The following is a 14,558-nucleotide window of genomic DNA, read 5'->3' as shown; positions in this document are numbered from 1 at the left end:
AATTTGCAATAAAGACAACTATTAGACTAAAAAACTGTACTCAACTGTTATTTTTTATAGTTCAATTGTAGAATTAAATCATTGGTATGATTTCTACACGTCTGTTTTTATGTCTGCCTTCTTCCGTATTAGAAGAATCAACAGGAAATTCTTCACCAAAACCTCGCGTTATTAGTTTGGTTTTATCAATACCTTTTGCAACTAAATAATCTCTAACAGCATTGGCTCTAGCTAAAGACAGTTTTAAATTAGTTTCTGCAGAGGACGTATTATCTGTGTGTCCTGATATTTCGTAAGTTTTAATGTTTGATTTTGTGATGTAAGAGGCAACATTATCTAATATTTTTTTGCTTTCAGCTGTGATTTCAGATTTACTTAATTCAAAATAAATTAAAACAGCTTTTGGTTTAGATGCTATATTTATTTGATTAATATCAGCTTCAGGAGGACAACCATTATTGTTGTTTAGTCCTTTAACAGAGGGACATTTGTCAAATTTGTCTGGTACACCATCATTATCGGTATCAGGTAAAGGACAACCGTTATTAGTTTTGTCTCCAGCAAAATTTGGACATTTGTCATATGGGTCTGCAACACCATCGTTATCAGCGTCTGGACAACCATTTAAAGTTCCAGCGATATCTGGACAATTATCTTCTTGATCCATTATACCATCTTTATCTGTATCTGGGCAACCATTAAACATTGCTAAACCAAATACATTAGGACAATTATCTTCTTTATTAATTATACCGTCGTTGTCGTTATCTGTTCCACCAAATTTAAAAATTATACCAACAGAATGTTGGAAGTGGCTTATACCATAATCATCCAGTGCATGTTTATATATGGATTGACCTGTCAATCCAAAATTATAAGTCAACCAAACATTTAATCCAACACCAGCATTTGCTGTAAGTGATTTACCTAGTGTATCAACCCAAGTTAATCCACCTCCTATAGCAACATAAGGGTTTACATTAAAATTATTTATAACGTTATATTTAGCTAGACCATCTAAAGCTATTAATGAAAACTTTTTGTCAACATCAATATAGTTTTGTTTGATTCCTGTCAATGTTACAGAACCTTCCAAAGATAAATTACCTGTTAGGTGTCTAGAAATTGCGCCTTTAAAACCAGCAGCTTCCCAATTCCAAGTTTTAAAACGTCCTAAATTATTGGGTGCTTTTAATACAGGATTATTAATTGCATTAGTGCTTAAACTGGCTGTCCATGGAGAATACACATCTTGCGCTTGTAAATTTTGAGATACAGATAGTAGCAGAACAACAGTTAGTAGTAAAACTAATCGTTTCATTTTTTTTAGAATATTGGTTAATAGCATGACCAATATAGTTTAAATAATAATAATATTAAAACTAATAAGATTAACGGTTAGCTTAGACAGATTAACTAGTATAAGTCGTTTGTTAAATCCAATTTTGATAATTATTATAGTTTAAGGTCTTAGGTTTATTTTATAAAAACTAATTTTGCTTTTTAAATTTACTATGTTTTACATTATAGATATTTTAGGAACAATTGCTTTTGCAATTTCAGGTGTGTTGGTAGCGCTAAATAAACGTATGGATGCTTTTGGTATTTTAATTATCGCATTTGTCACAGCTGTTGGAGGAGGTACTTTAAGAGATGTTTTAATTGGCGAAACACCTGTTAGCTGGATGAAGGATATGACTTTTATTTACGTTGTTATAGCATCTACTATTTTTGCTGTTGTTTTTAGATCTAAAATTGATTATTTACGTAAATCCTTGTTTTTATTTGATACTATTGGTATTGGATTGTATACAGTTGTTGGCGTTGAAAAAGGAATTTCGGCTGGATTACATCCTATTATTTGCATTTTTTTAGGTACAATGAGTGCTTGTTTTGGAGGTGTAATTAGAGATATTTTATGTAATGAAATTCCTGTGATTTTTAGAAAAGAAGTGTATGCAACAGCTTGTATTTTGGGTGGAGCGACCTATTTTGTTGTCATTAAATTACCCATAGCATCAGATTTTGTTTTTGTAATTGCTGGAGCAGTAGTAATAACCGTAAGACTCATTGCTGTAAAGTTTAAAATTAGTTTACCTAATTTATATAAAGACTAATTAGCAACTACTTTTAATCCTACTATAGATATTATTAAAGTGGATATAAAAAATAGTCTCCAAAAAGTTGCAGGCTCATCAAAAACTACAATCCCTAAAATAACTGTCCCAATAGCTCCAATACCTGTCCATACAGCATAGGCTGTTCCTATAGGCAGTTGTTTGGTAGCTTTTAAAAGTAATAACATACTTATAGCTAGACATATTATAAAACCAATATACCAATAGGTGGCAATTGTACCACTAGACTCTTTTGCTTTACCAAGACAGGCAGCAAAAGCTACTTCAAATAATCCAGCAATGATTAAAATAATCCAATTCATATATTTAGCAGAGTTATTTAATTTTAACCAAAAATAAAGTATTTAAATAGATTTAATATAACAAAGGATGATTGAATGAGGGAAACAACAATAGAGTTATAAAGTATCAATTCTGTCTTAAAATTTTATCCATTTTACGACCTCTAGCCAATTCATCGACCAATTTATCTAAGTACCTTACTTGCTGTGTTAAAGGAAACGTTATGTCCTCAATACGATAACCACAAATTACACCTGTAATAAGGTTAGCATTTGGGTTAAGTGTCGCCTCTTCAAAAAAGGTTTTAAATGATACTTTTTTGTCAATTAAGGTTTCAATTGTTTTAAAATTGTAGCCTGTCAACCACTGGATGACTTGATGTAATTCCTCAATTTTACGTCCTTTTTTTTCTACTTTAGTTACATAATGTGGATATACGGAAGCAAAAGTCATTTTAGCAATTCTTTCATCTTGTTTAGCAGTAACTATCATATTGTTAAAATGTTTGAAAGCTTCAATAGCTATCTTTAAAAAAATAATAACCCTATAAATAAGTTTTAGAAATTATAAATAGGGCTATTTTATTAAACTATAATAAATTATTAATTTGTTGTAACCGGAAAACCTCTATCACGCATTAAAGCTTCAATTTTAGCACCTCGACCTCTAAATAAATTATAAGCTTCGGCTGGATCCATACTATTTCTTGGTGCAAATAAGTACTTAACTAATTTATCTGCTAAAGCTTTATCATAAAAGCCATCAGGCGCATCTTTAAATGCTTCTGAAGCATCGCTAGTTAGGACATCTGCCCACATATAACCATAATAAGCTGTAGCATACCCTTCGCCAGAAAACACGTGACCAAAATGTGGTGTTCTGTGACGCATTGGTAACTCTTTTGGCATGTTAAGTGACGCTAAAGTTTCTGTTTCAAACTTAGCAATATCAATATCTGTTGGGTCTGCTAAATGTAATTTCATATCCATTAAGGCAGATGCTAGATATTCTGTAGTAGCAAAACCTTGATTAAATGTTGCTGCTTTTTTGATTTTAGCAACAAGTTTCTCAGGAATTGGTTCTCCTGTTTTATAATGCACTAAAAACTGATTAATAACTTCATCTGTAGATAACCAACGTTCTAATAATTGACTCTGAAACTCAGTATAATCTCTAACACCTCCATTTAATGTTGGGTATTTTACATTAGATGAAAAGAAGTGTAATGCGTGTCCAAATTCATGAAAGAAAGTTTCGGCATCATCCCAAGATATTAAAACTGCTTCGCCTGGAGCAGCTTTTACAAAGTTAGAGTTGTTAGATGCTAATACTGTTTTTGGACCATCAAAAGTGGTATGACTTCTATAGGTTGTAGCCCACGCACCAGATCGTTTTCCTGGTCTAGCAAATGGATCTAAATACCATAGTCCAATGTGTTTTCCAGAATCTAAATCAGTAACTTCCCAAACTTTAACGTCTTCATGAAAAACAGGTACTTTTCCTTCTTGCACTGGAGTGAATTTATAATTAAATAAACGTCCAGCTGTATAAAATAAGGCTTGTGTTAATTTGTCTAATTGTAAGTATTGTTTGACCTGGTCACTATCTAAATCGTATTTTTTTTGACGTACTTTTTCAGCGTAAAAACGATAATCCCAAGGTGCAATTTCTATATTTTTACCAGCAGCATCAGCTACAGCTTGCATATCTGCAACTTCTTCTTTTACTCTTGCAATAGCTGCAGGCCACACAGCTTCCATTAATGCCATAGCGTTTTCTGGTGTTTTTGCCATACGATCTTGCAAACGCCATTCGGCATAATTAGAGTAGCCTAATAATTTTATACGCTCTCTTCTAAGTTTTAAAATTTCTGCGATAAGCGCTTTATTATCATAAGCATCTCCATTATCTCCTCTAGAGTAGTAGTTGGTCCAAACTTGCTCGCGCAATTGACGTTTAGTACTATAAGTCAAAAATGGATCCATTGAAGATCTTGTATTTGTGATAGCATACATGCCATCCTTACCATTATCTGTTGCTATTTTTGCTGCAGATTTTATAAAACCATCACTTAATCCGTCAAGTTGGTCTTTAGTTAAATATGTGATATAGTTTTCTTCGTCATGTAAAACGTTATCTCCAAATTTGTTATATAGTGTGGATAATTCTTTATTTATTTCAGCATAACGTTTTTTCTTAGCGTCGTCTAATTCGGCTCCATTCATCTCAAAACGCTTGTAAACCAGTTCTGTAACACGTTGCTGGTCTGCAGGAAGCGGGTTGGTTTGTGAGGCATCATAAACAGCTTTTACACGTTTAAATAAAGCTTCGTTTTGATTAATTTTAGAAGTATAATCAGATAATTTAGGAGCTAAAGCACTTTGCACATCTCTAAATTCTGGACTACTTATATTGCTACTAAAAATACCATAATACGTAAATACATTATCTAGGCTATGACCTGCACGTTCCATAGCTTCAATAGTATTTTTAAAAGATGGTGCTTCCTTATTATTTGCAATAGTCTCAATATCAATTAGACCTTCTTCAATGCCTTCTAAAACAGCAGGTTGGATTTGGTCAACTTTCATTTTGTCAAAAGCAGGAACACCACCATAAGGTCCTGTAAAGTCTTTAAGTAATAGGTTATCACTCATAGGTTTATAATTGTTGTTGGTTGTAGCATCTTTTTTACAACTAGTACTTAGTAAAATGATAGTACAAGTTAGGATGCAGTAAATTGCATTTGTTTTCATAGTTTAGTTAATTATAGCTTAAAAATACTTAAAAGTAAGTCACTATTCTAGAATTTTGACTGTTTTAATATAGATATTGGTAAGTGGCCAATCAGACTCGTCAACAGTTACTGCATTAATCTTATCAACAACATCAAAACCATTGATGACTTCTCCAAAAATAGTAAAGTCACCATCTAAATGAAACGCATCTTGTTGAGTAATAAAAAACTCGTAAGGAGAGGCTAATTTATGTGGATTTTCAATATCACTACTAGGCATAGAGATTACACCTCTTTTATGTGTAAATCCACGTTTGGTATCTGTTGGTAATAGATAATGACCAATTTTACCACGTTTGGCAGCAACTTTTACATTGTCTGTATTACCACCTTGAATGATAAAGTTTTTAACCACACGATGAAATTGCGTATTGTCAAACGCACCTTGTTTAGTCAGAAAAATAAAATTGGCACGATGAAACTTTGTAATGTCATGCAATAAAATATCAATATTACCCATGCTTGTTACCAACCGCACTTTGTTTTCTTTGTTTTTAGTCTCGTATTCTAAAAAAAAGTCCATTGCGTTATCCTCTGTCAAGTAAGGATATTTACGCGTTGGAGTGGTGTCTTTCTTTATAGTATCAATAGTTGTATTAGATAAGTTTGTTGTCGATTTAGATTTGGATTGTTTATCTTCACAATTAAGAAAGATTAAACAAAAACCAACCAATAATAATACGCGCATTTTTAAAATGAATTTTAATGAATTTGTCATAGCGTTACCAAAAATAAAAAATATACCATTGCCAGCCGAAGCATCACAGCTTAAAATGGTGCCACCATACAGGCAAGATTTAGTCAAGCAACAAGGTGATAATATCAAAAATGCCAGACAAAGTGCAGTTTTAGCCTTGTTTTATCCGGATTTGGAAGCGCAAACTAAACTTATTTTAATTTTAAGAAAAACGTATAAAGGAGTTCACTCAGGACAAGTTGGTTTTCCGGGTGGAAAAGTTGAGTTAGAGGATAAGGATTTGATGCATACAGCATTACGCGAAACGCATGAAGAAGTTGGCGTACATCCAGAATTAGTTACGGTCTATAAAAAACTAACACAAGTTTACATTCCGCCAAGTAATTTTTATGTTCAACCGTTTATTGGATTGGCTTCTCAAACACCAATATTTACTAAACAAGATACAGAAGTAGAGGATTTGTTAGAGGTTTATCTAACGGATTTGTTAAGCGATGGTAATTTAACTTCCAAAAAAGTTAAGACTAGTTATGGTGCTGAGGTTGAGGTGCCTGCCTTTAATTTGAGTAATCATTTGGTTTGGGGAGCAACAGCTATGATGCTTAGCGAAGTCAAAGACTTGTTAAAAGCAACCCTTTAACGTAAAGGTTTTTCTATATTTGTATTTACTAAATGTAAAATAAAACTATGGGTTTATTTAAAAAAAATCCTTTCGGACATATACTTTTTGTTAAAAAATGGTTGATTAGAATCCTTGGTGTCTTAACACATAGACGTTATAGAGGGTTTAATGAGTTACAAATTGAAGGGTCTGATATTATAAGAAACTTACCAGATACAAACGTATTATTTATATCTAATCACCAAACGTACTTTGCAGATGTAATTGCAATGTTTCATGTCTTTAATGCAGCATTAAGTGATAGACAGGACACGATTAAAAATGTAGGTTATTTATGGAATCCAAAATTAAATTTTTATTACGTTGCAGCTAAAGAGACAATGAAGGCTGGATTATTACCTAAAATATTTGCATACACAGGATCTATTAGTATAGAGCGTACTTGGCGTAGCGAAGGTAAAGACGTTAATAGACAAGTTAAAATGTCTGACATTTCGGCTATTAAAAAAGCATTGGATGATGGATGGGTAGTTACATTCCCACAAGGGACAACCACACCCTTTAAACCAATTCGTAAAGGAACAGCGCACATTATAAAACGTCATAAGCCAATAGTCGTACCTATAGTAATTGATGGATTTAGACGTAGTTTTGACAAAAAAGGATTACGTATTAAAAAGAAAAATGTTTATCAATCTTTTGAGATTAAAGAACCCTTAAAAATTGATTACGAAAACGACTCTATTGCTGATATTGTAGAGCAAATTGAATATGCTATTGAGCAACATCCATCGTTTTTAAAAGTGATACCTCAAGCAGAATTATTAGCTCAAGAAGAACTTAATAAACAACGTGAATTTTTAGGGTAATAGTAGTTAGGTTAAATACAGCTTTCAGACGTTTTTACATCCATAACCTGACCTTCAGCTTTTGCTTTTTTGTCCTTTTCGGATCCTAAAGCCATACCAATTACCATACCTATTAGTAGCCCAAAAGTTAAGCTTAATGGTCCTAAAGCCATACCAAACACTAATCCAAGACACATACCTATTGGCATGTATGTGTTGGCGTAATGACCAATAGTAATTAAATTAAACTTCTGTTTTAAATAAGCTAATAACTGTTGTAATTTTTTAGACAAAACCTTAGTGTTTGTGTCAGATTGTAAGTTAATTAGCTCCAGCTCATTATGTATCGATTTTAATTCTGCATCGTTAAAATCACGCAGATTTAAATCGTTAAATACTCTAATAAAGTTGTCGTATATACGACGTTCCTTTTTTATAGATAATTCAGTTTTTAAGCCTTTAAAAAAAGTAATGTAGTTATCAAAAGTCTGCATTATACTTCTATTTTTTTAAGCTCGTTGTAGTTTCTATTTAATCGTTTTAATAAAATACCATAGATTAATTTATAAAACAACCAGATTATAGTAACAAAAATAACTGTCACTAAAGTAAACACACCAACCATGACCATAAATTGCGTATTATTAAAATGCTCAATTTTTTCAACTAATTTGGGATCATGTTTACTAGAGTAATAAAAACCAAATATCATAGATACAGATGCCATGATTAGATTGTACAGCACATAATACTTAATTACCTTTCTAGTTTTAATAATGCTTTTCATTAAACGTCTAGCATTATCAGTCACAGATATAGATTTGTATGACTTATATAATAAATACACAAATAGTATAATAATAGCGTAGGATAGGACACTTAAAATTATAAACAAATTACTGCTATATAATTCTTCATGTTTAGCACGATACGTATCAGACATTACAAACGGTAACGCATTTATAACAATCCAAAAAACTAGTTCGGCAACACTTATATAAAATAGCGTCTTAACAATACTAGACGACTTTTTTAACAACATAGGGTAGATTTGCGAGGCAGATTTTTTTTCAAATTTAGCATCACTTTTAACCCAATCCTTCTTCAATAATTCTAATTCATCCATAGGTTACGGATTTAAAATGGTTTTTAATTTAGTTTTCACTCGGTTCATTTTCACTCTAGCATTAACTTCAGTAATACCCATTGTTTCACTTATTTCTTTATAATTTTTGTCCTCTAGATATAAAAAAACTAATGCTTTTTCAATATCATTTAGTTGGTGGACAGCATTATATAATAATTTTAATTGGTCCTCTTCTGTACTGTCATACTCTTCAGCACTAATTTTAAATTGTACAGTATCAAATTGTTGAGTATTAATAGTCCGTTTAGACTTGCGATATAGCGTAATTGCAGTATTTAATCCCACACGATACATCCAAGTACTAAACTTACTATCACCTCTAAATTTCGGGAAAGCCTTCCATAATTGGATGGTTATTTCCTGAAACAAATCATTGTGCGCATCATAATTATTGGTATAAAGTCTACAAACTTTATGCACAATGTTTTGATGCTGCTCAAGCAATTCGACAAAATTTTGTTCTAGTGGTTTACTCAATGGTTATTTGGTTGGTTTAACTATTAGTAGTTAAAAATATAAAGATGTTACACAAATTTAAAATTATTTTTTTGGGCGTTACCACAAGGGTCGCGTTTTCCGTTTAAATCTTTTTTTTGCCATATATGGCAGCAAAAAAAAGGATACCACTACAACCGCTAACGCAACTCATCCTTAAAAATCAACACTTCGGGATTATTTTATTTTAAATCAAGAGTCATCCAGACATCTTTGTACCATCAAACAATCAAAACTCGAACTAAATATTATGAAACCTTTTATTACCATTGTAATCCTATTAATCAGTTTAATCACGCAAGCACAAACCACAATTTTTGGTACAGTAACAGATGTAAACAAACAACCCATACTTGGAGCTAATGTCTACCTAAAAGGCACTTATGATGGAGCCAGCACATTGGCAGATGGTAGTTTTAGTTTTAGAACAAGTAACACAGGACAGCAAAGTTTAGTCATCTCTTTTGTGTCTTTTGAGACGTTTATTATAACCAAAGAGGTTGCAGCATTACAAGATTTAAAAATTGTATTAAAAGACGATGTTAATACTTTGGACGCTGTAGTACTGTCAGCAGGTACCTTTGCGGCAGGAGATAATAGTAAAATATCAGTATTAAAACCATTAGATGTAGTTACTACTGCAAGTGCATTAGGCGATTTTGTTGGCGCATTACAAACACTTCCAGGCACAACAACAGTATCAGAAGATGGACGCTTATTTGTGCGTGGTGGAGACGCGGAAGAGACACAAATATTTATCGATGGTATTCGTGTGTTTACACCATACGCTCCAACCACAAATAATATTCCAACACGTGGTCGCTATTCTCCGTTTTTGTTTGACGGAATTACATTTTCTACAGGAGGTTATAGTGCAGAATATGGACAAGCTTTATCAAGTGTATTAGAGCTTAATACTATTAATCAACCAGATCAAGAAAAAACAGATATTGGTATCATGAGTGTTGGAGCTAGTTTAGGAAATACCCAAATTTGGGGTAAAAATAGCCTAAGCGTTAATGCGTCTTACATTAATTTATCACCTTATTTACAAGTGTTTGATGATCGTAACGATTGGAAAAAACCTTTCGAAACCTTTTCTGGAGAAGCGGTTTTTAGACATAAAACAGACAATGGATTACTTAAACTTTATGGTGCATTTGATACTTCAGATTTTAGTCTAAATCAAGAAGATATAAATCTTGAGGATGGTTTACCATTAACTTTAAATAACAAGAATTTTTATTTTAATGGTTCATATAACCAAGTTTTAAATAGCAATTGGACATTAGCTAGTGGGTTTAGTTATACGTACGCAAAAGGAAAAATTAATATTTTAGATAGTAAAATTCAGTCAACTGAAAATTCTGTACACGCAAAAATCAAACTTAAACACCATATTAGTAATCGGTTTAAATTAAATTTTGGTGCAGAACAGTTTGCGTCGCAATTCAGCGAAGACTATAACGATGCGATAATTAATAACGTCACTTATGGTTATAACAATAACCTAACTGCAGCCTATACTGAGGCTGATATTTTCTTCTCTAAAAATTTAGCATTAAAAGCAGGTTTTCGTGCAGAGTATAGTGCCTTATTTGATAAAGCTACATTATCTCCAAGAGCATCCTTAGCTTATAAAACAGGCAGTAAAAGTCAGTTGTCATTAGCGTATGGTAACTTTTTTCAGCAACCAAATAGTGCTATTTTAAAGTTTAATCAAAACCTAGAAGCACAACAAGCCCAACATTATATTTTAAATTATCAGTTTAATGCAGATGGTAAAATATTTAGAGCCGAAACCTATTACAAAAAGTATAGTGATTTGGTAAAATATGATACTGACTTTACAACTTTTGAAACTAACTTTAATAACTCTGGTAGTGGATATGCTAAAGGTTTAGACTTATTTTTTAGAGATAATAAAAGTATCAAAAATATTGATTATTGGGTAAGTTATTCTTTATTGGATACTAAACGAGATTATAAAAATTTTCCAACAGCTGCACAACCTAATTTTGCTAACACACATAATCTGTCTGTAGTTGGAAAGTATTGGATTGACAGCTGGAAAAGTCAAGTAGGACTTAGTTATAATTTTGCTTCAGGTAGATCGTATACAGATCCAAATCTGATAGGTTTTCTAAACCAAAAAACAAAAGCTTATAATAGTTTAAGTGTTAATTGGGCTTACCTTTTAAGTCCTCAAAAAATCCTGTATTTTTCAGTTAATAATGCCTTAGGGTTTACAAATGTTAATGGTTATCAATATTCAGATACACCAAATATAAATGGTCAGTTTAATAGACGTGCCTTGCGTCCAGCTGCAGATCAGTTTTTCTTTGTAGGTTTCTTTTGGACAATAAGTGAAAAAGGTACAGATAATCAGTTAGATAATTTGTAGGTATATCACATCGGTTCCAGTGCTTCGACTTTAGAAGAAATGTATTAAGAATTGTAACAGTGTGAATAACTTCTCGATACAATTTGTTCGTACCTCACTAACCACTCGAAGTGATGTTGAGGAAGTGTGATATTTTAGTTAGTATTTTTTTTATTAATTTACAGCATGAAATTATTTGTCAAACTATTTATCATTCTATTTATTATAGATATAGCATTAGGGTTTTCAATAAGTTATCTAGCAGAACACGTCTTGCAACCCAATAGTATTATAATACGCTTAATTGATGAAGCTATTTCGTTTCCGTTAACCTTATTTAATCGCTTGTTTCCAGAACATGGCATTTATAGATCAAGCACAAACTCGTTTTGGTTGGTTGTAATAGTTAACGCATTAATGCAAGCCTTAATAGCGTTTATAGTTATTAAATTAATAAAAAAAGCACGCGCTTAGTTACGTTTTGTAATCTAAAATAAAGGTAAAGACTCAAACTGAGCAATTAAAAATAATTTACCACACGCTCTAGCGTCTGACAAAGCATCATGATGCTTTAAAGGAATATTGTGCACTTTACAACAAGCATCTAATTTAGCAGGTTTATAACCTTTATTGCGATATAGTTTTAAAGTACATTCCCAACGCTGTTCCATGACTAAATCAGTATGCGGAATATTATAATCGCTCATCGTTTTTAGTAAAACCGTTCTGTCAAAAGACTCGTTGTGAGCTACAGTTGTAATTCCCGAAATTCTTTTTTTAATCTCAGGATAAATAGCTTTGAAGTTAGGCGAAAACCTAGTGTCATCCTCTGTAATACCATGTACTTGTACGTTGTGGTAATTGTATTCGTTTTTAGGCGGTTGTATTAATGCATGAAACTCTTCTATAATTTCACCATCTTTAAACGTTACAATTCCAACAGAACAAATATGATGACTTTTAGCAGTTTCAAAATCTATTGCAGCAAAGGTCATGTATTAGGTTTTTTGTAAAGATAATTCAATTTTTCAAGGAATAAAACCTTCATTAAAGTATCAATATTACACCCATTACAATTCAGCCTAAAAATATAACAGTTGGGTGATTCCCTTTTTTAAAAGATGGGTTTATACAAGATATTTGTCCTGTAACAATAAAACACTTTAAAATGTATAAACTAGCCATTATTATCGCATTATTAGCATCAAGTATGCTTCAAGCACAAACCACTTATGAAAGCGGAATGAACAATGCATTTGAGCTTTGGAAACAAGGTGAAATCGCGCAAGCCTCAAACATGTTTGAGCGTATTGCAACTGCTGAAACAGACAATTGGTTGCCATCCTATTATGCTGCACAAGTATTAATCTTGGATGGATTTTCTAAACTAAAGCAAAAGGATGTTTTAGAGGCTCAGTTAAAAAAAGCACAGGGTTTTGTGGATGATGCCAACGCAATATCTAAAGATAATCCCGAAATAATGGTATTGCAAGCCATGTTGCATATGGTTTATGTGGTTAGCGATGGTGCAACTTATGGAATGACCTTATCAGGTAAAATAAACACATTATACGCACAAGCATATAAATTAGCTCCTGATAATCCAAGAGTTATGCTAAGTAAGGCAGAATGGGATATGGGAACTGCCAAATATTTTGGAAAAGATACTAAGCCATTTTGTGAGCAAATAGAAAAATCTCTGCAACTTTTTGCTAACTTTAAACCAGAAACTGCGTTTGATCCAAATTGGGGACAAGAGCGTGCAGAACAATTAACTAAAGACTGTAACGAATAATAATGTCAAAATTTTTTAAAGAATTAGGTAAAGCATTTATAGTAGGTGTGCTTGTGTTTTTGGTTAGAATCGTGATTATGTATCTTAACGGTTCTACAATACAAGCCAATCAAGAGTTGCTACTAGATTTTGTGTACAATCAAATGTATGCTGTAGTGTTGCACTTGTCTAACGCTTATTTTGTAACGTATATGCTGCAAAAGCATAAAGCAAATCTGTTTAAAATTAAAAACTTAATTCTAGCAGCTTTAGCGTCTGTAGTTATATCTGTTGTTGCCATTTTCTTTTTAAGATTATTTATTAATGTTGTCATATATGGTGGAGCATTAATGGACTTTTTAAAGGAAGATAAGTTAGTGTATTATTGGTTTTCGTTAACCATAGCTATAACAGTAACTGCAGGATATTACATCTTTTTTTACTTAAAGCATTTGCAAGAAAATAAAGTAAAAGAACAAAAAGTAATTGCAGGTACTGCAAGCGCAAAGTTTGATGCATTAAAAAACCAATTAGATCCTCATTTTTTGTTTAATAGCTTAAATGTATTAACTAGTTTAATTGAAGAAAACCCAAATAGCGCTCAAAAGTTTACCACTAGTTTATCTAAAGTTTACCGTTACGTTTTAGAACAAAAAAACAAAGAATTAGTAACCGTTGATGAAGAGTTGCAATTTGCTAAAACCTATATGTCTTTGCTTAAAATGCGATTTGAAGACAGTATTATTTTTGATATACCAGATCAAGCTAAGGATCCAGAAAGTAAAGTCGTACCACTAGCATTGCAGTTATTGCTAGAAAATGCAGTAAAACATAATATTGTAACTAGCAGTAAACCGTTACATATTAAAATTTATGAAACCGATCAAAACCTAGTTGTAGAAAACAATTTACAACCTAAACAAATAGTAAAAAAGAGTAGTGGTGTGGGATTAGAAAACATCAAACAACGCTACCAATTATTAACCAATAAACGCGTAAGTATTAGCCAGAATACAGCTAGCTTTATAGTGGCAATACCTATGCTAAGTAAAGAAGTATCAGTTATGAAACCAATACCAAAACAACAATTAGACGACTCATATGTAAGAGCACGTAAACATGTGGAAGAGTTAAAAGAATTTTATTACAACCTAATTTCATATTGTATAGTCATCCCGTTTTTAATATTTATAAATTATAAAACCAGTTGGGACTACAAATGGTTTTTCTTTCCAATGTTTGGTTGGGCAGTTGGACTATCATTTCATGCTTATAAAGTCTTTGTAAACGATGGTGTGTTAGGTAAATCTTGGGAAGACAAAAAGATTAAAAAGTTTATGGAAGAAGATAACCAACAACGTTGGAACTAAAATAT

The 14,558-nt window shown here is 32.0% G+C and carries 16 protein-coding genes; 7 read left to right on the top strand and 9 right to left on the bottom strand.

All coding sequences use genetic code 11. From position 1 onward, the window contains the following. Positions 1-73: 73 nt before the first annotated feature. Positions 74-1,321: an OmpA family protein gene (locus JM82_RS08170; RefSeq protein WP_186439199.1), complete on the bottom strand. Its 1,248-nt coding sequence runs from the start codon at positions 1,319-1,321 to the stop codon at positions 74-76. 193 nt (positions 1,322-1,514) lie between these two features. On the opposite strand from JM82_RS08170, the gene JM82_RS08165 reads away from it, so the two are divergent. Further along, a complete protein-coding gene (locus JM82_RS08165; protein WP_145002259.1) occupies positions 1,515-2,117 on the top strand; it encodes a trimeric intracellular cation channel family protein in 603 nt (200 codons plus the stop codon). Here the strand turns inward: JM82_RS08165 and JM82_RS08160 are convergent. The 4 genes from JM82_RS08160 to JM82_RS08145 form a co-directional block, all read right to left on the bottom strand. Continuing rightward, complete coding sequence (locus JM82_RS08160) at positions 2,114-2,440, bottom strand: DMT family transporter (RefSeq protein WP_145002257.1); 327 nt, start codon at positions 2,438-2,440, stop codon at positions 2,114-2,116. The genes JM82_RS08165 and JM82_RS08160 overlap by 4 nt on opposite strands. A gap of 106 nt (positions 2,441-2,546) precedes the next feature. Continuing rightward, positions 2,547-2,912 (bottom strand): DUF2200 domain-containing protein, encoded by a 366-nt coding sequence (locus JM82_RS08155; protein WP_145002255.1) that lies wholly within the window; start codon positions 2,910-2,912, stop codon positions 2,547-2,549. 110 nt (positions 2,913-3,022) lie between these two features. Continuing rightward, complete coding sequence (locus JM82_RS08150) at positions 3,023-5,176, bottom strand: M3 family metallopeptidase (RefSeq protein ID WP_145002253.1); 2,154 nt, start codon at positions 5,174-5,176, stop codon at positions 3,023-3,025. Between the two features lie 42 nt (positions 5,177-5,218). After that, positions 5,219-5,905, bottom strand: coding sequence for a peptidylprolyl isomerase (locus tag JM82_RS08145; protein WP_145002252.1), 687 nt, complete (start codon positions 5,903-5,905; stop codon positions 5,219-5,221). Positions 5,906-5,912: 7 nt separating this feature from the next. On the opposite strand from JM82_RS08145, the gene JM82_RS08140 reads away from it, so the two are divergent. Together JM82_RS08140 and JM82_RS08135 are read left to right on the top strand one after the other, a co-directional pair. Next, positions 5,913-6,554, top strand: coding sequence for an NUDIX hydrolase (locus tag JM82_RS08140; protein ID WP_145002250.1), 642 nt, complete (start codon positions 5,913-5,915; stop codon positions 6,552-6,554). Positions 6,555-6,601: 47 nt separating this feature from the next. Then, positions 6,602-7,405 (top strand): lysophospholipid acyltransferase family protein, encoded by an 804-nt coding sequence (locus JM82_RS08135; RefSeq protein WP_145002248.1) that lies wholly within the window; start codon positions 6,602-6,604, stop codon positions 7,403-7,405. 11 nt (positions 7,406-7,416) lie between these two features. On the opposite strand, the gene JM82_RS08130 is transcribed toward JM82_RS08135, so the two are convergent. From JM82_RS08130 to JM82_RS08120, 3 genes are read right to left on the bottom strand one after another with little or no spacing between them, the layout of a single operon-like run. Further along, positions 7,417-7,878: a hypothetical protein gene (locus tag JM82_RS08130; protein WP_145002246.1), complete on the bottom strand. Its 462-nt coding sequence runs from the start codon at positions 7,876-7,878 to the stop codon at positions 7,417-7,419. Then, the gene (locus JM82_RS08125) at positions 7,878-8,510 is read right to left on the bottom strand and encodes a hypothetical protein (RefSeq protein WP_145002244.1); all 633 of its coding nucleotides are present in this window, start codon (positions 8,508-8,510) and stop codon (positions 7,878-7,880) included. The genes JM82_RS08130 and JM82_RS08125 overlap by 1 nt, the downstream gene beginning before the upstream one ends. A gap of 3 nt (positions 8,511-8,513) precedes the next feature. After that, the gene (locus JM82_RS08120; protein WP_028281693.1) at positions 8,514-9,008 is read right to left on the bottom strand and encodes an RNA polymerase sigma factor; all 495 of its coding nucleotides are present in this window, start codon (positions 9,006-9,008) and stop codon (positions 8,514-8,516) included. Between the two features lie 268 nt (positions 9,009-9,276). On the opposite strand from JM82_RS08120, the gene JM82_RS08115 reads away from it, so the two are divergent. Next, the gene (locus JM82_RS08115) at positions 9,277-11,430 is read left to right on the top strand and encodes a TonB-dependent receptor (RefSeq protein ID WP_145002242.1); all 2,154 of its coding nucleotides are present in this window, start codon (positions 9,277-9,279) and stop codon (positions 11,428-11,430) included. A gap of 165 nt (positions 11,431-11,595) precedes the next feature. Beyond that, entirely contained in the window at positions 11,596-11,883 is a 288-nt protein-coding gene (locus tag JM82_RS08110) for a hypothetical protein (RefSeq protein WP_145002240.1), read from the top strand. Between the two features lie 14 nt (positions 11,884-11,897). On the opposite strand, the gene JM82_RS08105 is transcribed toward JM82_RS08110, so the two are convergent. Beyond that, positions 11,898-12,404: a 3'-5' exonuclease gene (locus JM82_RS08105; protein ID WP_145002237.1), complete on the bottom strand. Its 507-nt coding sequence runs from the start codon at positions 12,402-12,404 to the stop codon at positions 11,898-11,900. Positions 12,405-12,577: 173 nt separating this feature from the next. Here JM82_RS08105 and JM82_RS08100 point away from each other — a divergent pair, with 173 nt between their 5' ends. Then, positions 12,578-13,204: a hypothetical protein gene (locus JM82_RS08100; RefSeq protein WP_145002235.1), complete on the top strand. Its 627-nt coding sequence runs from the start codon at positions 12,578-12,580 to the stop codon at positions 13,202-13,204. Between the two features lie 2 nt (positions 13,205-13,206). Continuing rightward, positions 13,207-14,553 (top strand): 2TM domain-containing protein, encoded by a 1,347-nt coding sequence (locus tag JM82_RS08095; protein WP_145002233.1) that lies wholly within the window; start codon positions 13,207-13,209, stop codon positions 14,551-14,553. Positions 14,554-14,558 lie beyond the last annotated feature (5 nt).

Origin of the sequence: Olleya sp. Hel_I_94 (genome assembly GCF_007827365.1) — a bacterium.
In the GTDB taxonomy this organism is placed as follows: domain Bacteria; phylum Bacteroidota; class Bacteroidia; order Flavobacteriales; family Flavobacteriaceae; genus Olleya.
This window is presented reverse-complemented; position numbering and strand designations above follow the sequence as displayed.